The sequence below is a fragment of the Kitasatospora sp. NPDC098652 genome, assembly GCF_044760155.1.
Lineage (GTDB): Bacteria > Actinomycetota > Actinomycetes > Streptomycetales > Streptomycetaceae > Kitasatospora.
Genome location: NZ_JBIWAQ010000005.1, coordinates 213813 through 239700, shown reverse-complemented (window position 1 = coordinate 239700; position 25888 = coordinate 213813). Strand labels below are relative to the sequence as shown.

General features: G+C 74.5%; 23 protein-coding genes and 1 tRNA gene. 10 read left to right on the top strand and 14 right to left on the bottom strand.

Annotated features, from left to right (window positions below):
- Positions 1 to 38: 38 nt before the first annotated feature.
- Positions 39 to 1373, bottom strand: a complete 1335-nt coding sequence (locus tag ACIQWA_RS14110; protein WP_402482026.1) for a DUF1254 domain-containing protein — start codon at positions 1371 to 1373, stop codon at positions 39 to 41.
- 69 nt (positions 1374 to 1442) lie between these two features.
- Positions 1443 to 2780: a DUF1254 domain-containing protein gene (locus ACIQWA_RS14105; protein ID WP_402482023.1), complete on the bottom strand. Its 1338-nt coding sequence runs from the start codon at positions 2778 to 2780 to the stop codon at positions 1443 to 1445.
- Positions 2781 to 2989: 209 nt separating this feature from the next.
- Between ACIQWA_RS14105 and ACIQWA_RS14100 the strand changes: the two genes are divergently transcribed.
- Complete coding sequence (locus ACIQWA_RS14100; protein WP_402482021.1) at positions 2990 to 4030, top strand: NAD-dependent epimerase/dehydratase family protein; 1041 nt, start codon at positions 2990 to 2992, stop codon at positions 4028 to 4030.
- A 121-nt stretch (positions 4031 to 4151) separates the two neighbouring features.
- On the opposite strand, the gene ACIQWA_RS14095 is transcribed toward ACIQWA_RS14100, so the two are convergent.
- The 5 genes from ACIQWA_RS14095 to ACIQWA_RS14075 form a co-directional block, all read right to left on the bottom strand.
- Positions 4152 to 5201 (bottom strand): family 2 encapsulin nanocompartment cargo protein polyprenyl transferase, encoded by a 1050-nt coding sequence (locus ACIQWA_RS14095; RefSeq protein WP_360225749.1) that lies wholly within the window; start codon positions 5199 to 5201, stop codon positions 4152 to 4154.
- Positions 5202 to 5376: 175 nt separating this feature from the next.
- The gene (locus ACIQWA_RS14090; RefSeq protein ID WP_402482017.1) at positions 5377 to 6798 is read right to left on the bottom strand and encodes a family 2B encapsulin nanocompartment shell protein; all 1422 of its coding nucleotides are present in this window, start codon (positions 6796 to 6798) and stop codon (positions 5377 to 5379) included.
- Positions 6799 to 7083: 285 nt separating this feature from the next.
- A complete protein-coding gene (locus ACIQWA_RS14085; RefSeq protein ID WP_402482015.1) occupies positions 7084 to 7626 on the bottom strand; it encodes a methylated-DNA--[protein]-cysteine S-methyltransferase in 543 nt (180 codons plus the stop codon).
- Between the two features lie 218 nt (positions 7627 to 7844).
- Positions 7845 to 8078, bottom strand: coding sequence for a hypothetical protein (locus tag ACIQWA_RS14080; RefSeq protein WP_360225740.1), 234 nt, complete (start codon positions 8076 to 8078; stop codon positions 7845 to 7847).
- Between the two features lie 184 nt (positions 8079 to 8262).
- Complete coding sequence (locus ACIQWA_RS14075) at positions 8263 to 9561, bottom strand: MFS transporter (RefSeq protein ID WP_402482012.1); 1299 nt, start codon at positions 9559 to 9561, stop codon at positions 8263 to 8265.
- Between the two features lie 203 nt (positions 9562 to 9764).
- Between ACIQWA_RS14075 and ACIQWA_RS14070 the strand changes: the two genes are divergently transcribed.
- Entirely contained in the window at positions 9765 to 10628 is an 864-nt protein-coding gene (locus tag ACIQWA_RS14070; RefSeq protein ID WP_402482009.1) for a hypothetical protein, read from the top strand.
- 20 nt (positions 10629 to 10648) lie between these two features.
- Here ACIQWA_RS14070 and ACIQWA_RS14065 read toward each other — a convergent pair whose 3' ends face one another.
- From ACIQWA_RS14065 to ACIQWA_RS14055, 3 genes are read right to left on the bottom strand one after another with little or no spacing between them, the layout of a single operon-like run.
- Positions 10649 to 11467, bottom strand: coding sequence for a serine/threonine-protein kinase (locus ACIQWA_RS14065; RefSeq protein WP_402482007.1), 819 nt, complete (start codon positions 11465 to 11467; stop codon positions 10649 to 10651).
- Positions 11464 to 13275 (bottom strand): ABC transporter ATP-binding protein, encoded by a 1812-nt coding sequence (locus ACIQWA_RS14060; RefSeq protein ID WP_402482004.1) that lies wholly within the window; start codon positions 13273 to 13275, stop codon positions 11464 to 11466. The genes ACIQWA_RS14065 and ACIQWA_RS14060 overlap by 4 nt, the downstream gene beginning before the upstream one ends.
- Before the next feature lie 60 nt (positions 13276 to 13335).
- The gene (locus ACIQWA_RS14055; RefSeq protein ID WP_360225725.1) at positions 13336 to 13473 is read right to left on the bottom strand and encodes a hypothetical protein; all 138 of its coding nucleotides are present in this window, start codon (positions 13471 to 13473) and stop codon (positions 13336 to 13338) included.
- A 418-nt stretch (positions 13474 to 13891) separates the two neighbouring features.
- On the opposite strand from ACIQWA_RS14055, the gene ACIQWA_RS14050 reads away from it, so the two are divergent.
- The 5 genes from ACIQWA_RS14050 to ACIQWA_RS14030 all read left to right on the top strand — a co-directional run bounded on the left by ACIQWA_RS14050 (position 13892) and on the right by ACIQWA_RS14030 (position 18260).
- Positions 13892 to 14353: a hypothetical protein gene (locus tag ACIQWA_RS14050; RefSeq protein WP_402482000.1), complete on the top strand. Its 462-nt coding sequence runs from the start codon at positions 13892 to 13894 to the stop codon at positions 14351 to 14353.
- Positions 14354 to 14519: 166 nt separating this feature from the next.
- The gene (locus ACIQWA_RS14045) at positions 14520 to 15140 is read left to right on the top strand and encodes a class F sortase (RefSeq protein ID WP_402481997.1); all 621 of its coding nucleotides are present in this window, start codon (positions 14520 to 14522) and stop codon (positions 15138 to 15140) included.
- 194 nt (positions 15141 to 15334) lie between these two features.
- On the top strand, positions 15335 to 16198 hold the full coding sequence (locus tag ACIQWA_RS14040) for a hypothetical protein (protein ID WP_402481994.1): 864 nt from the start codon (positions 15335 to 15337) through the stop codon (positions 16196 to 16198).
- Positions 16195 to 16965, top strand: coding sequence for a two-component system response regulator CseB (cseB, locus tag ACIQWA_RS14035; protein WP_402481992.1), 771 nt, complete (start codon positions 16195 to 16197; stop codon positions 16963 to 16965). The genes ACIQWA_RS14040 and cseB overlap by 4 nt, the downstream gene beginning before the upstream one ends.
- Positions 16962 to 18260, top strand: a complete 1299-nt coding sequence (locus ACIQWA_RS14030; protein WP_402481989.1) for an ATP-binding protein — start codon at positions 16962 to 16964, stop codon at positions 18258 to 18260. Before cseB ends, ACIQWA_RS14030 begins: the two co-directional genes overlap by 4 nt.
- A 65-nt stretch (positions 18261 to 18325) precedes the next feature.
- Here ACIQWA_RS14030 and ACIQWA_RS14025 read toward each other — a convergent pair.
- Positions 18326 to 18399, bottom strand: a tRNA-Thr gene (locus tag ACIQWA_RS14025).
- Positions 18400 to 18681: 282 nt separating this feature from the next.
- Between ACIQWA_RS14025 and ACIQWA_RS14020 the strand changes: the two genes are divergently transcribed.
- The 3 genes from ACIQWA_RS14020 to ACIQWA_RS14010 all read left to right on the top strand — a co-directional run bounded on the left by ACIQWA_RS14020 (position 18682) and on the right by ACIQWA_RS14010 (position 21324).
- On the top strand, positions 18682 to 19773 hold the full coding sequence (locus ACIQWA_RS14020; RefSeq protein ID WP_360225707.1) for a sn-glycerol-3-phosphate ABC transporter ATP-binding protein UgpC: 1092 nt from the start codon (positions 18682 to 18684) through the stop codon (positions 19771 to 19773).
- 181 nt (positions 19774 to 19954) lie between these two features.
- A complete protein-coding gene (locus ACIQWA_RS14015; RefSeq protein WP_360225704.1) occupies positions 19955 to 20398 on the top strand; it encodes a hypothetical protein in 444 nt (147 codons plus the stop codon).
- Positions 20399 to 20535: 137 nt separating this feature from the next.
- The gene (locus tag ACIQWA_RS14010) at positions 20536 to 21324 is read left to right on the top strand and encodes an NDP-sugar synthase (protein ID WP_402481984.1); all 789 of its coding nucleotides are present in this window, start codon (positions 20536 to 20538) and stop codon (positions 21322 to 21324) included.
- Between the two features lie 122 nt (positions 21325 to 21446).
- Here the strand turns inward: ACIQWA_RS14010 and ACIQWA_RS14005 are convergent, their stop codons facing one another.
- From ACIQWA_RS14005 to cysS, 3 genes are all read right to left on the bottom strand, one after another.
- Complete coding sequence (locus ACIQWA_RS14005; RefSeq protein ID WP_402481981.1) at positions 21447 to 23180, bottom strand: DoxX family membrane protein; 1734 nt, start codon at positions 23178 to 23180, stop codon at positions 21447 to 21449.
- A 183-nt stretch (positions 23181 to 23363) separates the two neighbouring features.
- A complete protein-coding gene (rlmB, locus tag ACIQWA_RS14000) occupies positions 23364 to 24356 on the bottom strand; it encodes a 23S rRNA (guanosine(2251)-2'-O)-methyltransferase RlmB (RefSeq protein WP_360225695.1) in 993 nt (330 codons plus the stop codon).
- A gap of 136 nt (positions 24357 to 24492) precedes the next feature.
- Positions 24493 to 25887 carry a cysteine--tRNA ligase gene (gene cysS / locus ACIQWA_RS13995; protein ID WP_360225692.1) on the bottom strand — a complete coding sequence of 465 codons (1395 nt, stop codon included), beginning with the start codon at positions 25885 to 25887 and terminating at the stop codon, positions 24493 to 24495.
- Position 25888 lies beyond the last annotated feature (1 nt).

Genomic DNA, 25888 nt, shown 5'->3' with positions numbered 1-25888 from the left:
GTGGAGCAGGCGAGCCGGGCGTCGGGGTGGGGTGGATGTCAGCGGCGGTGGATCGGGGGGATCTGGTAGGTGCCGTCCAGGACCGACGGCTTCGGCCGGTAGAGCCGGATGATCGGGCGGAACTCGCCGAGCGGGGTGGGGAGCCAGTTGGCGGCGGCCGTCGGGTCCTCGGGCTGCTCGTGCTGGAGGGTCACGGTCAGCGAGCCGTCCGGGCCGTAGACCAGGCCGGGGGTGCGGTCGCCGATCGAGTAGCGGTCCACCGGGTTCTCCACCAGGTAGTAGTCCGGCACCGAGTACATCGTGACGGACCAGAAGGCCTCGGCCGGCGGGGGCTGCTCGAAGCGGAGGGTGTAGCTGTTGGCGCCGGTGAGCGGGCGGCCGTCGGAGTCGTCGTAGGTCATCGCGTACGAGGCCTCGTAGGCGTGGTTGCCCCACAGGCCGGCCCGGGCGGCGGCGGCCCGGCTGAGGTAGGCGGCGCGGCGGTCGGGGATGCGCCACTCGGGGTCGTCCAGGGTGCCGGGGCCCAGGTGGTCGAGGTTGTAGTCGAAGAGGTGGAGCGCCGAGCGCCACTCGCCGAGCGGGTGGTCCTCGGGCGGGCGGGTCGCGTCCTCGACCCGCTCCCGCCCGGCGGCCAGGCCCTTGGCGAGCGCCAGGGTCCACTCGGCGGCGGCGGCGCGGTACGGCGAGGCGCCGTCGTCCAGCAGGCCGAGCGGGGCGAAGCGGCGCTGGTACTCGATGTCGGGGGTGGCCGGCGGGAAGGCCTGCATCCACACCCGCAGGCGTTCGAAGAAGGCCAGCCGCTCGGGGACGTCCGGGTCGGGCTCGGGGACTCCGGCGGGCAGGCCGCCGGGCTCCAGCGGCTCCAGGGCGAGCGCGGCCTGGAGGGCCTTGACCCGGGGCAGGTCGTCCGGGCCGTCGCAGACGAACCGGCCGACGATCGTGCCGACGGTGGTGGGCAGTTCGATCACCCGGTCCGGGTCCGGCGCGGTGCCGTGCCAGTCCGGCGGGACGACCAGCCAGGTCTGCGCCGCGGTGCCGGTGGCGCGGCTGCCGAGGTAGGCGACGTTGTCCGTCCAGGCCCCGATGAACTGCAGCACGTAGTAGGCGCCGGCGGTGTCCGGGACGTGCAGTACCTGCGGGCCCTCGGAGAGGTCCAGTTGGGCGATGGAGTAGATGGTGTCGTTGTTGACCGAGACGAAGTGGTCGCCCGGGCCGGCCAGCCGGGTGGCGTGGCTGAAGTGGTTGAACGGCGCCGCCGGGAGGGTGCCCAGGCCGCCCTTGGCGAAGCGCTCGACCATGGTGAGGCCGGCGACGAGCGGGTAGCCGTAGACGTAGGCGTCGGCGGCCAGGGCCTCCAGCTCGGGCAGGTTCATCGGGGGTCCTTCGTCGGGTCGGCGGCGGTGGGGCAGGGGACGGGCGGGCGGTGGGGCTGGGGGCGGGGGTCAGCGCGGGGTGAGCGGCGGGGGCTGCCAGCGGCCGTCCAGTACGGCGGCCTCCGGGCCGTGGATCCGGAGCACCACGGCGAACGGGCCGTCCGGGGCGGGCAGCCAGTTGGCGGAGTGCTCGGCGTTGGCGGGGCGCTTGTGCTGGACGTAGAGGGTCAGGCCGCCGTCGGGGTCGCGGACCAGGCCGGGGGTGTCGCCGCCGACCGAGTAGCGGTCCAGGGTGTTGTCGACCAGCCGGTGCCCGGGGAGGGCGTACATCGTCGCGGACCAGAAGAAGCGGGCCGGCGGCAGGGCGTCCGGGGCGAAGCGGATCAGGTGGTCGCGGTCGGCGGCGTTCGGCGGACGGTGGCCCTCGCTGTCCGCCGCCCAACGGCCGTACCAGACCTCCTCGGTGGGCAGTCCGTACGGGTCGAGCTCGGCGGCGACGGCCAGCCGGAGGAAGTCCCCGCCGACTTCCTCGCGGGTGCCGAACAGGCCTGCGGAGTCGCGGAGTTCGGCGACCGCCCGGGTCAGCCGGGCCCGGCCGTCGGCGATCCCGCGACCGAGTTCGGCCCGCACCTCCAGCGGCAGGGCGGCGGGCTCGAACTCGCCGCGGCCGTCGACGCCGAGGTCGGTGAGGCGGCCGCGCAACGCGGTCTCGGCGGGCGGGAGTGCGTCGGTCGGCGGGAAGAAGCCGAGCAGGAAGTCGAGGAAGGTGAGGAACTCGACGCCCTCCGGGACCTCGTCGCGCCAGACCGGCCAGACCGGCTCGGGGGCCGGGGCGGGCGCCGGGGTGCCCGCGTACTCGTGCAGCGGGCGCAGCCGGTACTGCTCCTGGACGGCCCGCAGTGCGGCGAGGTCGGCGGGAGTGTTCCCGGGCAGGCGGGTGCGGCCGACGACGCCGACCAGCCGGGTGGCGGTGCGGATCACGCCGGTGATGCCCGGCGGGGGTTGGCCCCGCCAGTCGGGGCCGGCCACCAGGAAGTCCCCGGCGCCCTGGCCGGTGGTCCGGGAGCCGATCAGACCGGCGGGCAGGGTGTCGAGTTCGTGCACCGCGAGGACGCGGTAGTCATCCGTGGCGGGGACGGAGAGCACCCAGGGTTCGGCGCGCAGGTCGAGCCAGGCGCGGGAGGGGAGGGTGTCGTTGTCGGGGGTGACGGCGTCGGTGTCGGCGGGCCCGGCCGGGCGGGCGGTGTGGCGGAGGACGCCGAAGCCGCCGAGGTAGCCCGGGTCGGCCTCGTCCAGGGCCTGGGCGTACAGGGCCCGGTAGTTCCGCAGGACGGGATGGGCGCGGATCCAGGCCTCGGCCGCGGTCGCGCGGATGGTGGCCGGATCGACGAGTGCCGGGTTGACCATGCTGTCGCTCTCCCAGGCCGGGTCAGGCAGATCAGGGCAGATCGGGGCATATAAGGGTGAACAAGGGCGGATCGGTACACCTGGGATGCTAAGGCGGGTGGGTGGGGGTGGCATGTCGGACGGCGCCCGCGGCGGGCGGATCCGGTCCGGCGCTCTGCTCAGCGCTAATCCGGGCGTGGCGGCGGGCCGGCGGGGACAGGCTGAGCGGCATGAAGATCCTCCTGCTCGGGGGCTCGTCCTTCCTGGGACGTGCCTACGCCGCCGAGGCGCTCGCCCGCGGCCACCAGGTCACCACCTTCAACCGCGGCCGCAGTGCCCCCGACCTGCCCGGGGTCGAGGCCGTCCGGGGCGACCGCGACAGTGCCGAGGACCTCGCCCGGCTGGTCGAGGGCCGCCGCTGGGACGCCGTCGTCGACTCCTCCGCCCGGCAGCCCGCCCAGGCCGCGCTCTCCGCCCGGCTGCTGCGCGGACGGGCGGACCACTACACCTTCGTCTCCTCGGTGCACGCCTATGCCGACTGGGCCACCCAGGTGATCACCGAGGACTCCCCGCTCCTCCCCTGCCCCGCCGACACCCCACCCGACCAGCCCTTCGGGCGCGAGTTGAAGGCGGGCGGCGAGCGCGCGGTGCTGGCGGGCTTCGGCGTCGAACGCACCCTGGTGCTCAGCAGCGGACTACTGGTCGGCCCGTACGAGCTGGGCGGCCGGCTGCCCTGGTGGCTGGAGCGGATGGCCCGCGGCGGGCGGGTGCTCGCGCCCGGCGATCCGGAGCGGACCATCCAGGTGATCGACGTCCGGGACTTCGCCGCCTTCGGGCTCGACCTGCTGACGGCCGGGACGGTCGGCCGCTTCCTCACCACGGCGCCGCCCGGGCGGCTCACCTTCGGGCAGTGGCTGGAGACCTGCCGGGAGATCGCGGGCGCGGCCGGCACCGAGCTGGTCCCGGTCGGGGACGCCGCCCTGCTGGCCGAGGGGCCGGACCAGGTCGACCCCTGGCTCGAACTGCCCTTCTGGGCGCCGGACCTGCCGGAGTGGAAGTACATCTGGCAGGTCGACAGCAGCCGGGCCGAGGCGGCCGGGCTGCGCTGCCGCCCGTTCGCGGAGACCGCCCGGGACACCTGGGAGTGGCTGCGCAGCCGGGGGCCGGCCGAGGACACCGACGCCGAGGGGCGGAAGCTGGTGCCGGGGGCGCCGTTCACCCAGGGCATCGAACCGGCCAAGGAGCAGCGGCTGTTGGCCGCGCACGGGTGAAGCGCCCGGGCGGGACACACGGGTGAGGCACCGGGGGGCGCGGCCGGGAGCCAGGGAGGGGCCGGGCCGGGGCGGGAGGCCCGGGAGCGGGAGCGCGGCCCCCGCCCCGGCGGGGGCGTGCTCAGTGGCTGCGGCGGGTCACCAGCTCGGCCAGCACCAGCAGTTCGTCCGCCGCGGACGGCTCCGGTACGGCCACGGCCAGCTGCGCCATCGCCGCGGCCATCCGCTCACAGGACTCGCCCTGCGCCCAGCCGCGCCCGCCGGCCTCGTCGACGGCGGCCGCGCACTGCGCCAACTCGTCCGCACTGAGCGGACGTTCGAGTGCGTAGAGCTCGGCGAGCCGGGCCCCCTCGGGGGTGCCGGAGCGGAGCGCCTTGACCACCGGCAGCGACTTCTTCCGGGCGACCAGGTCCGCGCCGACCGGCTTGCCGGTGACCGTAGGGTCCCCCCAGATGCCGATCAGGTCGTCGATCAGCTGGAAGGCCAGGCCGATCTCGCGGCCGAAGCCGTCCATCGCCCGGGCCGCGTCCTCGGAGCCGCCGCCGTACAGCGCGCCCATGGCGCAGGCGGCGCCGAGCAGGGCGCCGGTCTTGGCCTCGGCCATCGCCAGGCACTCGGTGAGCGAGACGTCGTTGCGCTGCTCGAAGGCGCAGTCGATCTGCTGGCCCTCGCAGAGCTCGACCACGCAGTCGGCGAGCCGGCGGATCGAGCCGCGGGCGGCCGGGTGGGCGTCCTCGGCGACCAGGCGCAGCGCCAGGGAGTGCATCGCGTCGCCGGCCAGGATGGCCTCGGTGGTGCCGAACACCCGCCAGGCGGTGGGCCGGTGGCGGCGGGTGTCGTCCCGGTCGATGACGTCGTCGTGGAGCAGGGTGAAGTTGTGGACCAGCTCCACGGCGGCGGCCGCGGCGACGGCCGTCCCGGGGGTGCCGCCGAGGGCCTGGGCGGCGGCGAGGACCAGGGCCGGGCGGATCGCCTTGCCGGAGGAGGACTCGGAGGGTGTGCCGTCCGCCTCCCACCAGCCGAAGTGGTACCCGGCGACCTTGCGCATCGTGCCGGGCAGCGAGTCGACGGCGGCCCGCAGCACCGGGTCGACCAGGCCGCGGGTGCGGGCGAGGATGTCCGCCGCCTCGTGACCCTCTTTGTGGTCCCGCTCCAGCGTGGAGCTCGTCATGGGTTCCTCCCCCTGTAGGGCGCCTGTCGTGGGACGGCCGGCCCGTCGGGCGGCCGGGTTGCGCCGGGGCGGCGGGCCGGTGGCCGTGCACACCGCGGCGCGCCGCCCGGCCGGGGAGTGGTGCCCCGGCCGGGCGGCGCGGATCGGGCTCGGTTGCCGAGCCGGGAGCCCGTCGTCAGCGCTGGGCGACGTCCACGTTCTCCAGTACGCCGACGGCGTCCGGGACCAGGATCGCGGCCGAATAGTAGGCGCTCACCAGGTAGGAGATGATGGCCTTCTCGTCGATTCCCATGAACCGCACCGAAAGGCCGGGCTGGTATTCGTCCGGAATTCCGGTCTGGTGCAGGCCGACGACGCCTTGGTTGTGCTCGCCGACGCGCATCGCGATGATCGAGCTGGTGTGCCCGCCGATGATCGGGATCTTGTTGCACGGGAAGATCGGCACCCCGCGCCAGGCGTTGACGTGCTTGCCCTCGACCTCGACGGTGCCCGGGTTGAGGCCGCGCTTGTTGCACTCCCGGCCGAAGGCGGCGATGGCCTTGGGGTGGGCCAGGAACATCTTGGTGCTGCGGCGGCGGCTGAGCAGCTCGTCCATGTCGTCCGGCGTGGGCGGGCCGGAGTGGGTCTGGATCCGCTGGTCGTACTCGGCGTTCTCCAGCAGCCCGAACTCCGGGTTGTTGATCATCTCGTGCTCCTGGCGCTCGCGCAGGGCCTCGATGGTCAGCCGGAGCTGGTGCTCGGTCTGGTTCATCGGCTGGTTGTAGAGGTCGGCGACGCGGGTGTGGATCTTGAGGATGGTCTGGGCGACGCTCAGCTCGTACTCGCGCGGCTTGAGCTCGTAGTCCACGAAGGCGCCGGGCAGGTCGTACTCGCCCTGGTGGCCGGCGGAGAGGTCGATCGCCGCCTCGCCGTGCTTGTTCTGCGCCTGCTGGAAGCCGTTCAGGTACTCCATGATCTGCAGCTGCAGCGAATCGGAGCGGTCGTGCAGCTCCTGGAAGGAGGGCCAGGCGAGCGCCATCACCGTGCCGGAGGTGGCGGCGCGGACGGTGTACGGCCAGGCGCCGCCCTCCTCCTGGAGCGCCTCGTCACCGAGGTGGTCGCCGTCGGCGAGGGTGCCGACCACCGTCTCCTCGCCGTACTTGCCGACGCCGATGCGGTCCAGCTTGCCGTGCGCGATCAGGAAGACCTCGGTGATCGGCGTGCCGGCCGTGACCAGGACGTCGCCCGGGGCGAACTGCCGCTGCACGAAACGGCCGGCCAACTCCTCCAGCACCGCGTCGTCCTGGTATCCGCGCAGCACCGGCACCTCGGCCAGCGTCTGCGGGACGATCCGCACCTCGGAACCGGTCTTGACGAAACTCACCCGGCCGCGGCCGACCTTGTGGCGCAGGCGGCGGTTGACCCGGTACGTACCGCCGGAGACCTCCACCCAGGGCAGCATCCTGAGCAGCCAGCGCGGGCTGATGCCCTGCATCTGGGGCGCGGACTTGGTCGTGGTGGCGAGGTTCCGCGCGCCCGCCGTGCTCAGGGACTGCTGCTGCCGGATCTCCGGCTGCGCACCCGGCGCAGGAATACCGGCATTGGTTTCGGTCGACATAAGGGAGGCCCTTCGCATGCCCGATGAAGTGTCGCCTTGCGCATTCATGTTGCAGCTTCATGGTGGGCCCGTTCAGGGGCGTCCCGCAATCACTCTTTCGAGTGGTTCCAAATAACCGAACAAATAGTACGACTAGATCACCTGATCGATATTTGTTCGACTATTTATTCGAAACCGCCGGAACCCCCGACCCGCCATCTTCCCCCATCGACCGCCCCGTCCGCGCCACCCCTTGACAGATCCGGTACGCGCCCACCCTGCTGTTCGAAGCCGTGCTCGGCGCGGCTAGAGCGGGCCGTTCCAGTCCAGCGTCGGCTCCAGCACCCCCTCCAGGGTGAGCAGCCAGCGCTTCACGTCGATCCCGACCCGGCCGCCGCCGAAGCCGCCGATCCCGTCCGCAGCCACCACCCGGTGGCAGGGCACCAGCAGCGGGACCGGGTTGGCGGCCATCATCTGCCCGACCGTCCGGGCGGCCAAGCCGGGCTCGGTGACGTCCTCGAACACCCCGCTGCGGGCGGCCAGTTCGCCGTAGGTGATGGTCTGCCCGTACGGCACCTGCTCCCAGAGCGTGCGCAGCACGGCGCGGTGCGGCCCGGAGCTGAGGCTCCAGTCGATCGGCAGGCCCAACTCGCGGGTGCGGCCCGCCAGGTAGGCGCCGATCCGCTCGGTCACGGCGGCGATCTTCGAGGGGTCGGTGCACGGCGGCACCTCGCCGTCCCGCCCGCCGTAACCGGCCGCCGCCACGCCCAGCGGCGTCACCGCGATGTGCATCGGGCCGCTAGGCAGCGGGGTGGGCACGGTCAGCCAGGACAACGACGACTGCGGCACGCTCGGGCCCCCGCCCTCCACCGGGTCGGACGGCGGGCGTACCGGCGTCCGAGGGGCTGATCCGCCCCCTTCGCCATCGTACGGCGGGGCCGCGGGGCGGCCGGCGGGGTGCTGGAAGGCGGGGTACCGGAAGGGGGCGGCCCCGGTCGGTGCTGCGCCTTGGGTCAGTGCTGCCCCTTGGGTCAGTGCTGCCCCTTGGGTCAGTGCTGCCCCTTGGGTCAGTGCTGCCCCTTGAGCTCCGCGGACAGCGCCCGCACCCAGTGCGACAGTTCGGCGCGGTCCGGCGCCCGGCCCTCGCACAGCACGGCGAGCTGCGCCTCGTTGATCCGGTTCGGCCCCGGGATCTCCAGCAGGTAGGCCAGTTCGGCCAGCACGGTGGCCAGCCGCTCGGCGTCCGTGTGGTCCAGGACGGCCGCGGCCTGGTGGTGGCCGATGGTGAGCGAGCCGGGCATGGTCAACCTCCTCCGTGACCCCCGCCCCTCCACCGTACGACCGACCCGGCCACCCCGCCCGCCGCGGAGGCACGCACGCGTGGGCGGAGCGACCGGCGGCACTCCGGGGCCGGCCGGTCACGGTGCGCGGTGGGCCGCACCGGTGGTGGCCGAGGGTGCACCCCGGAGCCGTCCGAGGGGTGGGTCAGCTGCCCGGGCCCTCCTCCCAACGTCGATTCCGTACGGCCGGTACGGCCAACACTACGGCCCCGGCGGCCACTTGCCAGACCGCTCCGAGCAACAACACGTCACCGGTGCCGAACCGGGCCGCCAGCGGACCGGCCGCCGCCAGCCCCAGCGGGCCGAGGACGAAGGCGCCCAGCGCCCCGAAGGAGCTCAGCCGGCCCAGCAGTTCGACCGGCACCCAGCGCTGGGTGGTGGTGCTGAACAGCGTTCCGCAGACCGCCGAGCCGACCCCCGCCACCAGCGCCCCCGCGACCACCCAGGGCAGCGCCGCCCCCGCCGCCAGCGCCGCGGACGGCAGTGCCCAGGCCAGGCCGGCCACGGTCGCCACCGCGAGCGGACGCCCCGGGCGGCGGCCGAGCAGCAGCAGCCCGCCCAGCACCGCACCGGCCCCGTACACGCCCATCACCAGGCCCCAGGCCCGGGCGCCGCCCAGCTCCCGCTGCGCGGTGAGCGGGCCGAGCACCAGGAACGGGGCCCAGACCAGCAGGTTGAACAGGCCCATCTGCGCGGTGGTGATCCACAGCCACGGGCGGGCGGTGAACTCCGACCAGCCGGAGCGCAGTTCCCGCAGCATCGACTCCCCGCCGTCCGCCGGTGCCCGCCCGGGCAGCCGGAGGCCGGCCAGCGCCAGGGCCCCGACGCCGTACGTCAGCGCGTCGATCAGCAGCACCGCGGCCGGGCCCCAGGTCGCCGTGACCAGCCCGGCCAGGGCGGGCCCGGCCACCGTGGACACCGAACGCGACAGCCCCAGCAGGGTGTTGCCGTCCGCCAGCAGCTCCTCGCGGCGCACCAGGTCGGGCACGATCGCGCCGAACGCGGGCATGAACAGCCCCTCGCCGATCCCCCACACCGCCACCAGCACGACCATCACCCAGACCGGCGCGTGTCCGGCCGCCAGCAGCGCGGCGAACAGCGCCTGGACGAGGCCGCGCAGGACGTCCGTGCCCAGCATCAGCCGGCGGCTGCCCAGCCGGTCGGCGATCACCCCGCCGGCCAGCAGGACCAGCACCACCGGGAGGATCCGGGCGGCCATCACCCAGCCGAGGTCGGTGCCGCTGCCACCACCGGTGCCACCACCGATGCCGTCGCCGTCGCCGTCGAGGACCGCGAAGGCGACCGCGACCGGTGCCATCGAGGAGCCGAGGAGGGAGGTCGTGTACCCGATGAAGAAGCGGGTGAATTCGCGCTCGCGCAACACGGCGAGCCGGTCTCCCGGCCGCCGGGGGCGGGCCGGGATCCGTTCGGTTTCCACTGCCATGGGCAGTCAGTCTGCGTGCGCCGGAGAGCCGGGTACAAGGGTTTCCGGGGGAAAAGTTGAGCCTTTTCGCATCAATCTCTGGAAGGGCCGATACTGCCGCAGTAAATCGGCCTTCTCATGGGCATTGAACTGCGGTTTACTGCGGATTGCCGATATCCTCGGAGGCGATGGAACCCGGCTGTTTACTGCGGAAGAAGGCGGATGTGACGGAGCTCCCCCCAGTCGAGTACGGCCTGGCCGTCGAGCGCTACCTGGCCGCCTCCGGGCTCGCCGAGGGCTCCCGGCGGATCTACCGGATCGCCCTGAACACCTGGGCCTGGGCGCTCGCCGACCGACCCGCCCCCACCGGCCCCGAACGGCGGCGGGCCCGCCCGCCCGTCCTGCCGCTCGCCCTGCTCGACCACCCGGACGCCCCCGAGCGGCTGCACGCCGCCGTCGCCCACCGCGCCGACTCCACCGACCCGCGCACGCTCAACCGCGAACTCTCCACCCTGCGCGCGGCCGTGGCCTGGTGGCGCGCCCAGGGCTGGATCGACGGCGACCCGAGCACCGCCCTGCGCCCCAGCCCGCTGCCCGCCGAACCCGTGGAGGCCGGAGGTGGAGCCGGCGGGGCCCAGGCCGGGGGTGCCCCCTTGGGCGAGGACCAGCTGCGCGCCCTGTTCGCCCGCCGGGCGCCGCTGCGCGAGCAGACGCTCTGGCACCTGCTGCACGAGTCCGGCGCCGCCATCGAGACCGTCCTGGCCCTGGACACCGACCAGTTGGACCTCCCCGGCCGCCGCACCCACCCCCGCTCCGACCGCCCCGGGCTCCGCTGGGGCACCGGCACCGCCCGGCTGCTCCCGCTGCTGGTCGCCGGCCGCGCCGGCGGCCCGCTGTTCCTCACCGACCGCCGCGCCCCGGCCGGCACCCCCGCCGCCGACCGCTGCCCGCACACCGGCCGTGCCCGGCTCTCCTACCGTCGCGCGGCCGAGCTCTTCACCGCCCACACCCGGCCGCTGTCCGAACCGCCGGGCGCCGGCTGGACGTTGCGGCAGCTGCGGCCCGCGGGCCGGTCCGGGGGCCGCTGACCGCGCTCCTGCGCCTTCGGCTACGTCTCCGGTGGCAGGACGGCGCGGCGGCCCTGCGGGAGCAAGTCGTCCAGCACCGCCGACAGTTGGGCCGGGGACGGCCGGTCAGCCGGGTCGAGGCGCAGACAGGCGTCGACCGCCCCGGCGAGCGGGCCGGGCAGCCGGCGGCGCCGGGAGACCGGCGGTGGCGGGTCCAACGGCTCGCCGTCGAAGGGGAGTTCGCCGGTGGCGGCCTCGTACAGGGTGATGCCGATGCCCCAGACGTCGGTGGCCGCCGTGAGGTCGCCGCCCAGGAGCTGTTCGGGGGCGAGGTAGCCGTTCGTACCGGCCCCCGGACGGCCCGGGCCCGGCGGGCGGGCGATGCTGAGGTCGAGCACCTTGGCGCGGCGGCAGTCGATCACCACGTTGGCGGGCTTGAGGTCGAGGTGCAGCAGGTTCCGGCCGTGCAGGTAGCGCACCGCCGAGCAGAGGTGCAGGCCGAGCAGCGTGAGGTCGGTGGCGGCCGGGCGGCGTGCGCCGCGCTCCAGCAGGTGGGCGAGGGTCTCGCCGCTGAGCGTCTCCAGCACCGCGTACGGCTGCGGGCGTTCGCCGGTGCCGTAGCCGCGCACCAGGTGCGGGTGGGTGAACTCGGTCAGCCAGCGGCCCTCCTGGAGCAGGCGCCCGCGCAGTTCGCGGTCGCGGCGGCGGTCGGGCCGGAGCACCTTGACGACGCAGCGGCAGTCGCGCTCCTCGCTCCAGGCGTCGTAGACGTCCAGCCAGCCGGTGCGGCAGAGGTGGGCGAGCACCCGGTAGCCGGGGGCGATCGGTGCCCCGGCGGGCAGCGGCTCCCGGGGGCTCACCGCGCGGCCTCCGTCGGGGTCGCGGCCCGGGCGAGCCGGGCGTAGTCGTCGTCGTGGGCGAGCAGCTGGGCGTGGCTGCCGGAGGCCACCACGCGGCCTTCGCGCAGCAGGACGATCCGGTCGGCGTTCCGTACGGTCAGCAGGTTGTGCGAGATGACGATCGTCGTCCGGCCGTTCATCAGCCGCCCCAGCGGTGCCAGGATCCGCCGCCCCGACTCGGGGTCGAGACCGGTGGTCGGTTCGTCGAGCAGCAGGACGGGCGCGTCCCGGACCATCGCCCGGGCGATCGCGATCCGCTGGCGCTGGCCGCCGGACAGCAGCCGCCCGTGCTGGCCCACCACCGTGTCGTAGCCGTCCGGCAGCCGGCTGACGAACTCGTGGGCGTCGGCGGCCCGGGCGGCGGCCGTGATCTGGGCGTCGGTGGCGCCCGGCCGGCCGTAGGCGATGTTCTCCCGGACGGTGCCGTGGATGACCAGGGTCTCCTGCCACAGCACCGCGACCTGCTCGCGCAGGTCGCTCAGCGCCAGGTCGCGCAGGTCGATGCCGTCCAGCCGGACGGCGCCGTGCTCCGGGTCGTAGAAGCGCAGCAGCAGTTTGGCGACCGTCGACTTGCCCGCACCGCTCGCCCCGACCAGGGCCACCGTCTCGCCCGGCTCGGCGCGGAGCGAGAGGTCGCACAGCGCCGCGCGGGCCGTGCCCGGGTAGCGGAACCACACCCCGTCGAAGGCCACCGCCCCGCGCACCCGGGCGGCGCGCAGCGGGCGCGGCGGATCGGCCACCTGCGGTCGCTGGTCGAGGAGTTCGATGATCCGCTCGGCCGCGGCCGAGGCCGAGAAGAAGCCGTTGCTGAGCCGCCCGATGCCCTGGATCGGGCTGTAGAGCCGGCTCAACAGAGCGACGAAGACGAGGAGTTCACCGAGGGTGAGTCGGCCGTGGACCAACTCCCATGCGCCCAGGCCGAGCACGATCAGCGCGCCGACCAGCTCCAGCAGCTCCACGATCGGCGCGAACAGGGCGCGCAGCCGGGTCGCCGCCATGGTCGCCCGGAACCGCGCCAGATTCTCCCGCAGGAAACGTTCCTGCTCCCAGTCCTGCCGGTTGTACGCCTGCACCAGCGCGATGTTGCCCAGCGTCTCCTCCGCCAGGGCGCTGACCGAACCGCTGCGGCGGCGCCGCTCCCGGGACGCGTCCTTCACCCTCGTCGAGAACCGCCGGGCGGTGAGCCAGAACAGCGGCGCGACCACCAGCGCGGTCAGCGCGAGCTCCCAGCGCAGGTAGAACAGCACCCCCAGGAAGACGGCCAGCTCGGCGACGTACGCGACCGCGTCCAGGACGCCCGAGAGCAGGAAGGTCTCGACCGCCTCGACGTCCGAGGTCAGCCGCGACAGCACGTCACCGAGCCGCCGCCGCTCGAAGAAGCCCAGCGAGAGGCCCTGCAGGTGCCGGAACACGTCCGCCCGCAGGGCCAGGAGGAAGCGCTCGCTGACCCAGGTGGAGAGCGTCTGGTCCGCGAAGCCCAGGGCCCCCGCCAGCACGGTCAGCCCGGCGTAACCGAGCGCGACCGGCAGGAACAGCCCGAACCTGCGTGGCACCAGCACGTCGTCGACCAGGATCTTGAACAACCAGACCATGGCCGCGTCGACCACCGGGCCGAGCAGGACGACCACCACCAGCAGGGTCAGCCAGCGCCGTCCCCCTCGGGTGTAGGGCCAGAACCGTCGGAAGGCCCGCCGCAGCGACACGGCCGGCGCCGGGGCGACGACCGGATCGGTCCGGCCGTCGCCGTCACCGGTGTCGACGGCCGTCAACCGCCGCAGTGACCACACTCGCTCGTCCTGACCAGGGGACCGTAAGCGGTCCGTCGGTCGTCAGTGGCCGTGCTTGTTCTTGCGGCCGTGACGACGACCGCGACTGGTCGTGTGGTTGGTGTTCCGGTCCTCCTTGTCGTGCTCGCGGTCCTTGCGGGACTCCCGCATCGCCGGCAGGAGGTTGGCGAGGATGCTCATCACTGCCACCTTTCTCTCGGTTGCGCCCCCACACCGGGAGGTACGCAGGCGCGGGCGGGGATGCTCAGCGGTGTTCACGGCGGGCCCGGTCCGGCGTACGTCACGGGCCCCCGGTTCGGCGTACGTCACGGGGTCGTTCCGGCGTACGTCACGGGCCCCCGGTTCGGCGTACGTCACGGGGTCGTTCCGGCGTACGTCACGGCGCCGTTCCGACCGGCCCGGGGACCGTTACGCAGCCGATGGGCGACCGTGACGCGGCCGGGCGGGGACCGCGACACGGCCCTCCTACCGTCACTGACGACGCACCGGCCGTACGAGCCGTACGAGCACCACGAAGCGCGCCGCCCGGTGCGCCGTCGGCGAGAACCGCGGTCTCGCCACTGACGCGTCCACCAGAGCCACGAAGGAGACCCCCGCCATGACCAGGAGCCGTACCGACCGTTCGCCCGCCCGCCGTCTGCTGGCCGTCTGCGCACTGACCGGCGCCGCACTGATGACCGTCGTCACCGGCGGCCAGGCCTGGGCCGACGGCACCCCGCAGCCGGCCCCCGCCAAGCCGACCGCCAGCCCCTCCGACGCCGCGCCGGGCGCCGCGGTCGTCGGCGGACCCCGCCCGAGCGCCGCCCCCGCCAAGCCCGGCCAGCCGGCGGCGCCCGCGGGCGTCGCCCCGTCGGTCGCCACCGCGACCCCGTCGCACGGCCCGGCCGGCTCCCAGCCGCAGGTCCGCGAGGTGCCGAAGGGCGCCGCCCAGGCCGGTGACGGCTCGGGCGCGACCGACGGCAACGGGCTGATGCTGGTCGGTGGCGGCGCCGTCGCCGCCGTCGGCGCCGGTGCGCTGGGCTTCGCCGTCCTGCGCCGCCGTTCCGGTGCGCGTGGCTGACACCCGTCCCGGGTCCGCCGGGCACCCCGGCGCCCTTCCCCCGCACCCGGCCGGGCGGGGAAGCGGCGCCGGGGTGCCCCCGGCGGCGGGGACCGACCGGCGGGGCGGCCGTGGTCGTGGGCGGCGGCGGGCCGCCCCGCCCGGCCCGAGCCTGCTGCGGCGGAGCGTGTTCGGTACGGCCGGCCTGCTCTGCATCGCCCTCGGCAGCACCCTCGCCCTGTCCGGCCGCGACACCCCGGTGGTGCGGATCGAGACCTCCGGCCACACCCCGGCCGCCACCGCCCCCACCCCCGGCGCACCCGCCCCGGTGGGTGCGCCGACCGCCGGTGACCAGCCGCTCGCCCCCTCGCCGCCGAACCGCCTGCTGATCCCCTCGATCGGCGTGGACGCCCCGGTGACCGACCTCGGCCTGAACCCCGACGGCACCGTCCATGTGCCCTCGGCCGACCACGCCGACCAGGTCGGCTGGTACCGCAACGGCCCCACCCCGGGCGAGGCCGGCCCCGCCGTCCTGATCGGCCACCTGGACACCAGGAACGGCCCGGCGGTCTTCAAGCGCCTGCCGGAGCTCCACGTGGGCGACCGGATCGGGATCCGGCGGGCGGACGGCCGCACCGTGGACTTCACCGTCCGCAGCCTGCTCCAGGCCGCCAAGGACCGCTTCCCCACCGACACCGTCTACGGCGACACCCCCGGGCCCGCGCTCCGGCTGATCACCTGCGGCGGACGGATCGGCCCGGACGGGCACTGGACGGACAACATCATCGTGCTGGCCGACCCGGCCTGACCGGGCCGGAACCGGGGCCGGTAGAACTACCGGGACGACCACGGGGAGCGACGAACCGACCCCGCGGCCCACCGCGTCCCACTCCGGGACCGCCCGGCGCCCTACGGCCGATGCCCGGCGCCCTCACGCCGGACACCCGACCGTGACCCCGACGCCCGACACCCGACCGCGACCGAGGAGGACGAGCACCGACCGTGGCAGCACCGACCCCGCTCCGCCGCCGCCCCGGCGCCGTCCCCGCGGCCGCCCTCGCCGTCCTCGCCGCCCTGACCGCCCTCGGGGTCCTGGCCTTCGGCCGCGCCGCCCCCGGCGGCCTGCGGGACGACGGTCCGCGCCCGGCCGTCGCCCCGCCCACCCCGTCCGCGGTGGCCAAGCCGCTCTGGCCCGACCTGGCCACCGCACCGCCGCCGCCCACGTCCCCGACCGACTCCACCCCCCAGGCCCCGCCGCAGCCCGTACCCGAGCTGACCGTGCCCGGGCACGACCTCACCGCCGTCGACGTCCGCGCCCTGCTCGCCAAGGACCCGGCGGTGAGCGCCGAGGAGCGCCGCGCGCTCGACTCCTGCGCCGGGTGCGAGGTGCGGGCCCCCGAGTTCCGCGACCTCACCGGGGACGGCCGGCCCGAGCTGATCACCGCCGTCGCCACCCCCGGGGCCCTCGTGCTGCACGTCTACACGCTCGCCGACGACCGGGTCGTACCGATCCTGCGGGCCCAGGTCCAGCAGATGTCCAGCGCGGCGACCGTCGACTCCGACCTCTGGCTGTACGAGCCGACCACCTACACCACCCGCACCAGCAGCCACTACCGCTGGGACGGGCACCGGCTCGCCCTGGTCGAGCGGCGGGTGGACGGCGTCGGCCTGCTCCCGCCCGCCGACCCGGGCGCCGAGCCGACCTCCACCCCCGGCCCGGACCGCGTGCCCGTGCCCGTCCCCGGCCCGGTGCGCCCGTCCACGGCACCGAAGCAGCCCCCGGCCGCCGGGATCGCGTCCCCGTACGCCCCCCGACCCTCCTCCCAACCGTCCGGCCCCGCCGTCGTCCCGGAAGCGAAGCGATGACCACCGCAGCCGCCCCCGTCCAGCCGCACATCCTGCTCGTCGAGGACGACGAGGTGATCCGGGAGGCCACCAGGATGGCCCTGGAGCGCTACGGCTTCCCGGTCACCACCGCCGCCGACGGGCTGGAGGGGCTGGAGGCCTTCCACGCCGTCCGCCCCGACCTGCTGCTGCTGGACGTCATGCTGCCGCTACTCGACGGGGTCGGCCTCTGCCGGCGGATCCGGGAGGAGAGCCAGCTGCCGATCCTGATGATGTCGGCCCGCACCGACCCGGTCGACGTGGTGTCCGGCCTGGAGGCGGGCGCGGACGACTACGTGGTGAAACCGTTCGAGAGCGCCGTCCTGGTGGCCCGGATCCGTACGGTGCTGCGGCGCGTCCGGGTCGCCCCGGCCGTCGAACCCGGCCCGGCCGGCGCCGTCGCCCCTGCCCCCGAGGTCCCCGAGGTCCCCGACGACCCCGTCGCGCCCTCCGCCGCCTCCCTCCGCACCGTCGACGGACTGCAGGTGGACACCGACAGCATGGAGGTACGGGTCGACGGCCGCCTCGTCCCGCTCACCCCCACCGAGCTGCGGCTGCTGCTGGAGTTCACCGCGGCGCCCGGCATCGTGCTGGAACGCTCCGCGCTGCTGGAGCGCGTCTGGGACTACGAGTGGGGCGCCGACACCCGGGTGGTGGACGTCCACGTGCAGCGCCTGCGCGCCAAGATCGGCTCCGGCCGGATCGAGACCGTCCGCGGCTTCGGCTACAAGCTGCGGCGCCCGGCATGACCTTGCGCGACCTGGCCCTTCGCCGTCCGACCCTGCGCCGTCCGACCCTTCGCCGTCTGACCCTTCGCCGGATGGCCCTGCGGCGGATGACCCTGCGCCGGCAGATCGCCACCGCCGTCGCCACCATCTCCGTCCTGGTCGCGGTCACCGTCGGCCTGCTGGTCCACCAGGCGATGATCCGTCAGCACGTCGACCAGGCCCGCACCGCGGCCGTCACCGCCCTCGGCTCCGCGCTGGCCGACTACGGCCGCGGCACCCCCGGCCCCGGCGCCGCCGTCGACGACCCGGCCCTGCCCGCCCGGCTGCGCGAGCTCGCCGCCGCCGGCCGACAGGGCTCGCTCCTGGCCGCCGACCGGCAGGGCGAGTCGATGTGGGCGGCGGGCCCGGTCCAGGGCGGGGTGCTCTCCGTCCGGGTGGACTTCACCCAGGACCGCCGCGCGATCGCCGACCTGGACCGGATCATCCTGATCACCGTGGTCGCCGCGGTGTTCACCACCGTGCTGGCCGGTGTGCTCGTCGCCGACCGGATCAGCCGCCGCCTGCGCACCGCCGCCACCGCCGCCCGCGGCATCGCGGCCGGCGGCACCGACACCCGGATCGGCGAACTCGTCGACGGCAAGGACGAGGTCGCCGACCTCGCCGCCGCCGTCGACCTGATGTCCCGCACCCTGCACCGCCGCCTCGCCGACGAGCAGCGCTTCACCGCCGACGTCGCCCACGAACTGCGCACCCCGCTCACCGGTCTGGTCACCGCCGCCGAACTGCTGCCGCCCGGCCGCCCCACCCAACTGGTGCAGAACCGGGTCCAGGCCCTGCGCGCCCTGGTCGAGGACCTCCTGGAGGTCTCCCGCCTGGACGCCGACGTCGAATCCCCCGACCTCTCCGCCGTCCCGCTGGAACGCGCCGTCCGCCGCACCGTCACCCTCACCGGCCTCGACGTCACCGTCGGGATCACCGCCGGCACCGCCGACCAGCAGGTCCGCACCGACCTGCGCCGCCTCGACCGCATCCTCGGCAACCTGCTGCTCAACGCCCACCGCCACGGCGCCGGCCCGGTCGAACTCCACGTCGACGGCCGCCGCATCACCGTCCGCGACCACGGCCCCGGCTACCCCGACGACCTCCTCCACCACGGCCCCCAGCGCTTCCGCACCAACGCCCCGGAACGCGGCCGCGGCCACGGCCTCGGCCTCACCATCGCCACCGGCCACACCCGCGTCATCGGCGCGACCCTCACCTTCACCAACCACCCCACCGGCGGCGCCGTCGCCACCCTCACCCTCCCCACCGACTGACCCACCCCCACCAACGCCGAAGGGCCGGCCCACCCGGACCGGCCCTTCCCACGCTCCCGCTACTGAGCCCCCTGTCGGGTTCGAACCGACGACCCCCGCTTTACAAGAGCGGTGCTCTGGCCAGCTGAGCTAAGGAGGCACGGTGGCCGTCCGCGATGGATCACGGCGGCACCGGGGGCAGTCTACCGGGCCGGGGTGGTGGGGTGGGGGGATATCCCGGGGTTGGCGGGGTGGGTGGGCGTGATGGAACCGATGCGGAAAAGCGGGCTGCGGGGGCTGACAAGCGGTGGAAGCGCAGGTAGCGTCGCCGGGAGTCGGCGCGATGGTGGTTCAGACCACTGACGGGCCGACGGAGACGAACCAACCCCCCCCTTTACTCGGATCGTCCGGCACGTTCCTGCCGGTGAAGGAGAGAACGACCATGGCTTCTGTCACGTACGACCAGGCGACCCGCGTCTACCCCGGGGCGACCAAGCCGTCGGTGGACGCGCTGGACCTGGAGATCGCGGACGGCGAATTCCTCGTGCTGGTCGGCCCCTCGGGCTGCGGCAAGTCGACCAGCCTGCGCATGCTGGCCGGTCTGGAGGACGTCAACAGCGGCGCGATCCGGATCGGCGACCGGGACGTCACCCACCTGCCGCCGAAGGACCGGGACATCGCGATGGTGTTCCAGAACTACGCGCTCTACCCGCACATGACCGTCGCCGAGAACATGGGCTTCGCGCTCAAGATCGCCGGCGTGAACAAGGCGGACATCCGCACCAAGGTCGAGGAGGCGGCGAAGATCCTCGACCTGACCGACTACCTGGACCGCAAGCCGAAGGCGCTGTCCGGCGGTCAGCGCCAGCGCGTCGCGATGGGCCGGGCGATCGTCCGCCAGCCGCAGGTCTTCCTGATGGACGAGCCGCTGTCGAACCTGGACGCCAAGCTCCGCGTCTCGACCCGCACCCAGATCGCCGGCCTGCAGCGCCGCCTGGGCATCACCACGGTGTACGTCACCCACGACCAGACCGAGGCGCTCACCATGGGCGACCGGGTCGCGGTGCTCAAGGACGGTCTGCTCCAGCAGGTCGACACCCCGCGCAACATGTACGACAAGCCCGCGAACCTGTTCGTGGCCGGCTTCATCGGCTCGCCCGCCATGAACCTGGTCGAGGTGCCGCTGGTGGACGGCGGCGTGAAGTTCGGCGGCTCGGTGGTCAACATCTCCCGCGAGGACCTGGCCGGCGCCGCGACCGACAAGACGGTGACCGTCGGCATCCGCCCCGAGCACTTCCAGATCGTCCCGGCGGGCGGCATCGAGGGTGTCGCCGTGACCGTGAACGTGGTCGAGGAGCTCGGCTCGGACGGCTTCGTCTACGGCACCACCCAGATCGGCGGCGTGGACAAGGACCTGGTCGTCCGCGTGCCCGGCCGCCAGATCCCGGCCCGCGGCGAGACCGTCCACGTCGTGCCGACCGCCGAGGAGACCCACGTCTTCTCCACCAGCACCGGCGCCCGCCTGGGCCGCTGACGCCCTGAGGGCCGGCCCCCGCACGGGGCAGCTGCGGAGCCCGTCGGGACCGATCGCGGTCCGGCGGGCTCCGTCCGTACACCCCCACGTCAACACGGTGCAGGGACGAACCCGGACACCCTGTCACTCGATGGCGTGACGGAGGGCGATCCTGGGCCTACCCACCGCTACTCTCCTGAGGGTGAAGCAGCTTGTGCGCCGTATCGGCCAGACCGTCGCCCTGACCCTGCCGGTCGTCCTGGTGACCACCGGCACCCTCGCCGTGACCCGCGTCCCGTGGGCACCGCCGACCGCGCTCGACCAGCAGGTCGTGGCGGCCTCCAGCGGCGACGGCGCAGGCATCGGGCGGTCGTCCACGGCCGCCACCAAGACGGACGGGCTCGCCCCGCAGGAGTCGCTGCGGGTGGCGCTGCTGGACGAGCTGCGCGCCAAGAACCCGTCCGCCGCGCTGGACCTGCTGGAGCGCTCGATGCGCGAGCAGCCGTCGCTGACGCCCTACTGCACCTCGCTGGCCACCGAGTTGGGCAAGGCGGCGGTCCGCAAGTACCAGGGCGACGTGCAGCGGGCCCGGTCCTTCGCCCGCCCGGTCTGCGACGGCTCCTTCGCGGCCGGCGTCGTCGGCTGACTGTTCCCGGAGCGCTGACGGTTTCCTGGACGGCTGACGGTTCCCAGGTCGGCCGACAGCGTCGTCGGCCGCGGGCGTCGTCGGGCGAGCGGTCCGCCCGAGGCGCCAACCCCCTTCGGGCGCCCTATTGTTCAGCCATGACCGCTGACTCCGGCACCACCGCCGACCTCACGTCCCCGCAGCCCCAGCAGCCCCGGCCGACCACGACGCCCGTCACCCAGGCCGTGATCCTGGCCGGCGGCCAGGGTTCCCGGCTGCGCCCCTACACGGACGACCGCCCCAAGCCGCTGGTCGAGATCCCGGGGACGGGCACGCCGATCCTCGGCCACCAGCTGGCCTGGCTGGCCGCCGAGGGCGTCACCGACGTCGTGGTGTCCTGCGGGCACCTGGCCGACGTGCTGGAGGAGTGGCTCGACAAGGCCGACCTGCCGCTGCGGGTGCGCACGGTGGTCGAGGCCGAGCCGCTGGGGCGCGGCGGCGGGCTCAAGTACGCGGCGAAGGCGCTGCCGCGCCCGGACGAGCCCTGGTACGCCACCAACGGCGACATCTGGACCCGGTTCAGCCTGCGCGACATGGCCGCCTTCCACCACGAGCGGGACGCCGTCGCGACCCTCGCGCTGGCCCGGCCGCGGATCCCGTGGGGCGCCGTGGAGACCGACCAGTTCGGCAACGTGCTGGACTTCATCGAGGCCCCGCCCTCGCCCTTCCTGATCAACGCCGGCCTGTACGTGTTCAGCCCGGAGTTCGCCGAGCTGCTGCCGGACGTGGGCGACCACGAGCGCACCACCTTCCCCCAACTCGCCCGCAGCAAGCGGCTCGCCGGGTACCAGCTGCCGCAGGGCGTGTACTGGCGGGCGATCGACACCGCGAAGGACCTCACCGAGGCGGCCAAGGAGCTCGCCGCCTACCGCGACAGCTCCCGCTGACGACCGACCGGGCCGTCCCCCGTCCCCCGTCCTGAGCCCCGAGGCCCGAGGAACCGCCGAGCAGCAGCACAACGGCCGGGTGCTCCCCCACGGAGCACCCGGCCGTAGCGCGTCCGGCGGCCTCAGGTGGCGGTCGGCGTCCCCGGACGGGAGGACTGTCCACCGGACTGCCCGCCGGACTGCCCACCGGCCTGTCCACCACCCTCGCCGCCGGACAGGCCGGCCAGCGGCCCGCTGCCCAGCACCGGACCGCTGCCCAGCACCCCGCCGAGCAGCCCGGAGCCGTTGCTCGGGCTGGGCTTGGGCGCGTTGCCCGAGCCGCCGGGGGTCGGGGTCCGCTGGGCGGGCGCGGAGCCGGACCCGGCGGACGGGGCGGCGGGCGCCGGGGAGGAGCCGCCGGTCTCGGGCTTGCCGGAGTGCTTGCCGCTGGGCGTCGCCCCGGCCGACTTGGCGGGGGTGGGGGCGGTGGACGGCGTGCCGGCGCTCGGCGTGGGGGTGGCCGGGCGAGGAGCGGCGGGCTGAGTGGACGTGCCCTGGCCGCCGGGCGCACCGGACGGGCTGCCGGACGGCCAGACCGGGGTGCCGTAGTCGCCGGACGGGCGGCCGGGCTCCTGGTGCGGGCGCCCGCCGGTGCGGACGGCCGCGCCGAGCATCGAGCCGAGCAGCAGGGTGAGGCCGACCACGACGGTGGTGACGACCGCGCCGCGGCGCAGCACCCGGCGGCGCAGCGCACCGGGGGAGCCGGTGCCGATCCGGCGCCAGGCCTCCAGGTTGAGCCGTCCGTCGAGCGAGGCGAACGGCGCCCCGGCGATCAGCAGCGGGCTCCAGGCCGCGAGGAAGATCAGGTCGGGGGTGTCGTAGACCGGGACGGCCCGCCAGCTGACGGTGAACAGCAGCGCGGCGGAGAGCAGCATGGCCGCCCCGGCGGCGAGCCGCTGCCACAGGCCGAGGACGGTCAGCACGCCGACCACGATCTCGGTGAACGACACCACCAGGCCGGCGCCGACGGGGTGCGCCATCGCGAAGGCGAGCAGCGGCTCGGCGACCTTCCACGGGTGCAGCGAGGAGAGCCAGCGCATCATGGAGCCGCGCTCGCCGCCGTCGAAGTACACCGGGTCGCAGAGCTTGCTGAACCCGGCGTAGACGGAGAGCGAGCCGAGCACCGCGCGCAGCGGCAGCAGCACCAGGCCGAGGTCGACCCGGCGGCCGGGGTACCAGGGCTGCTTGCCGTCGGCCGCCGCGGCGGCGGAGACCTCCGGCAGTTCGCCGCTGGGGGTCCAGCCGTGCGGCTCGCCGACCGGGCCGACGCCGGCGTCGGTGGCGGTGCCGCTGCCCTCGCGCGGCTGGCGGGGGACGGTCCGGGCGCCCGCGTAGGCGGGCAGCACCTGGGTGTCCGCGTCGTCGGGGCCGGCGCCGCCGGGCGTGCCGTTCGTCCGCACCGCTTCCAGGAGCCGGGTGGCCGCGAGGTCGCCGGGGGCCGCCTGGCCGGTCCAGGTGACGGCGGTGACCCGGCCCTTGCGGCGCTGCGCGCTGCCGGCGCCCCCGCCCCCGCCCCCGGCGCCGGCCAGCGCCGGGACGGCGGAGGCCGGTACCACGACCTGCGGGGTGACCAGCGGACGGCGGATCAGGCCCTGGTTGGCGTACGGGTCGCCGAACGCGGCGCCGGTGGACAGCAGTCCCGCCGGGGCGTCGATCAGCGGCGCCACCGGGGTGCCGAGCCGGAGTCGGAAGCTCGCCTGGGTGCTGCTGAGGCGCGCGGGGTCCGACGGCACCTTGACGGTGTCGATCCCGGGGCCCGCCTCTATCCCGGTGCTGCCCCCGCCGAACAGGGGGCGCCGCGGTGTTCTGGTGTCCACGTCCACGCCCGTCTAACCGGGTGACGGCCGCTTAGGACACTCTCCCGGGTGGATGTCCGGCGCATACTTGAAGTGATCATGAGAAAAGCGATCGGACCCGGTCGGGCCCGATCGCTTTTCACTCGGATCGCGGAGAATTCAGAAGATCTCCTGCGGACGGGGGTCCGTCCGTGCTTGCCGGAATCAGCGCTTGGCGCGCAGACGGGCGGCCTCGTACAGCACGATGCCCGCCGCGACACCGGCGTTCAGCGACTCGGTCAGGCCGCTCATCGGGATCCGGACCCGCATGTCGCAGGTCTCGGAGACCAGGCGGGACAGCCCCTTGCCCTCGCTGCCCGCGACGATCACCACGGGGCCGGTCAGCAGCTCCAGGTCGCCCAGCTCGGCCTCGCCGTCGGCGGCCAGGCCGACGACCATCAGACCGGCCTTCTGGTAGGCCTCCAGGGTGCGGGTCATGTTGGTGGCCCGGGCGACGGGCAGCCGGGCGGCGGCACCGGAGGAGGTCTTCCAGGCACCGGCGGTCATCCCGGCCGCGCGGCGCTCGGGGATGACCACGCCGTGCGCGCCGAAGGCGGCGGCGGAGCGGACCACGGCGCCGAGGTTGCGCGAGTCGGTGACCCCGTCCAGCGCGATGATCAGCGCGTCCTGGCCGGCGTCGGCGGCCTCGCCGAGCAGGTCCTCGGGGTGGGCGTACTCGTACGGCGGGACCTGCAGCACCAGGCCCTGGTGGTTCATCCCCCCGGTCATCTGGTCCAGCTGGGCGCGCGGGGCCTCCATCAGCGGGATGCCGCGCTCGTTGGCGGCCTGGAAGGCGTCGCGCACCCGGTCGTCGGTGTCGATGAACTGCTGGACGTACAGCGCGTTGGCCGGCACGTCGCCCTGGAGCGCCTCGACCACCGAGTTGCGGCCGAAGACCAGCTCGGCGCTGCCCGCGCCGCCGCGGCCGCCCCGGCCGCCGGCACCGGCCCGGCGCATGCCGGCCCGGGCCTTGGCGTCCCGCTCGCGCTTGATCGCGGCGTTGGCGGCCCGCTGCTTGGGGTGGCCCTTGCGCGCCTCAGCGGGCGGGGTCGGGCCCTTGCCCTCCAGCGCCCTCCGGCTGTGCCCGCCGGTACCGACAGACGCACCCTTCTTCGATCCGGGGTTGCGGCGGTTCCTGCGCTGGCTGTTGCCGGCCATGGCTGTACTTCCTGTCTGTCCGGCATGCCCGGCCGCTCCGCTCGGTGCGGCGGCGGCCGACGGCATGCGCTACGTCATGCGGGAGGGCCGCACCGGTCCGGTACGGCCCACCCATCACCCCGATCGTCAGATGGGGTTACTGGTTGTTGATCGTCCAGCGCGGGCCGGACGGGGTGTCCTCGATCACCAGCCCGGCCAGGCCGAGCTGGTCGCGGATGGCGTCCGCGGTGGCGAAGTCCTTGCGCTGGCGCGCCGCCTGCCGCTGGTCCAGGACCAGCCGGACCAGCGAGTCGACCACGCCGTGGAGGTCCTCGCCGCGCTCCGCCCCGGCCCACTGCGGGTCGAGCGGATCGAGACCCAGTACACCGAGCATCGCACGGACCTCGGCCAGTCGCGCCACCACGCTCTCCTTGTCGTCCGCGTTCAGGGCGCTGTTGCCCTGGCGGACGGCGGTGTGCACGACGGCCAGCGCCTGCGGGACGCCGAAGTCGTCGTCCATCGCCTCGGCGAAGGCCGAGGGCACCTCGGGCGCCGCGTCGACCTTGCCGCAGCGCTCGACGGCCCGCTGGATGAAGCCCTCGATCCGGCCGAAGCCGGCCTCGGCCTCGCGCAGCGCGTCCTCGCTGTACTCGATCATCGAGCGGTAGTGCGCGGCGCCCAGGTAGTAGCGGAGCACGATCGGCCGCCACGCCCGGACCATCTCGGAGACCAGCACCGAGTTGCCGAGCGACTTGCTCATCTTCTCGCCGGCCATGGTGACCCAGGCGTTGTGCACCCAGAAGGCCGCGAAGTCGTCGCCGTAGGCCTTGGACTGGGCGATCTCGTTCTCGTGGTGCGGGAAGATCAGGTCCAGCCCGCCGCCGTGGATGTCGAAGGCCGGGCCCAGGTACTTGTGCGCCATCGCCGAGCACTCCAGGTGCCAGCCGGGCCGGCCGCGGCCCCACGGGGTCTCCCAGCTCGGCTCGCCCGGCTTGGCGGCCTTCCACATCGCGAAGTCGCGCTGGTCGCGCTTGCCGGTCTCGCCCTCGCCCTCGGGCTGGCGCAGGTCGGCGAGCTTCTGGTTGGAGAGCGCGAGGTAGTCGGGGTACGACTTCACGTCGAAGTAGACGTTGCCGTCGACCGCGTAGGCGTGGCCCTTCTCGATGAGCCCCTGCATCATCTCGATCATCTCGGGCACGTGCCCGGTGGCCCGCGGCTCGACGGTCGGCGGCAGGCAGCCGAGCGCGCTGTAACCGTCGTTGAAGGCGCGCTCGTTCTCGTAGCCGATCTGCCACCACGGCGTGCCGAGCTCGCGCTCCTTGGCGATGATCTTGTCGTCGATGTCGGTGACGTTGCGGACGAAGGTCACCTGGTAGCCGCGGTAGGCGAACCACCGCTGCATGATGTCGAAGTTGAGGCCGGACCGGATGTGCCCGATGTGTGGCGCCGACTGGACGGTAGCGCCGCACAGGTAGATCGAGACACAACCCGGTACAAGCGGGACGAAGTCGCGTACCTGGCGGGTGCTGGTGTCGTACAGACGAATGCTCACA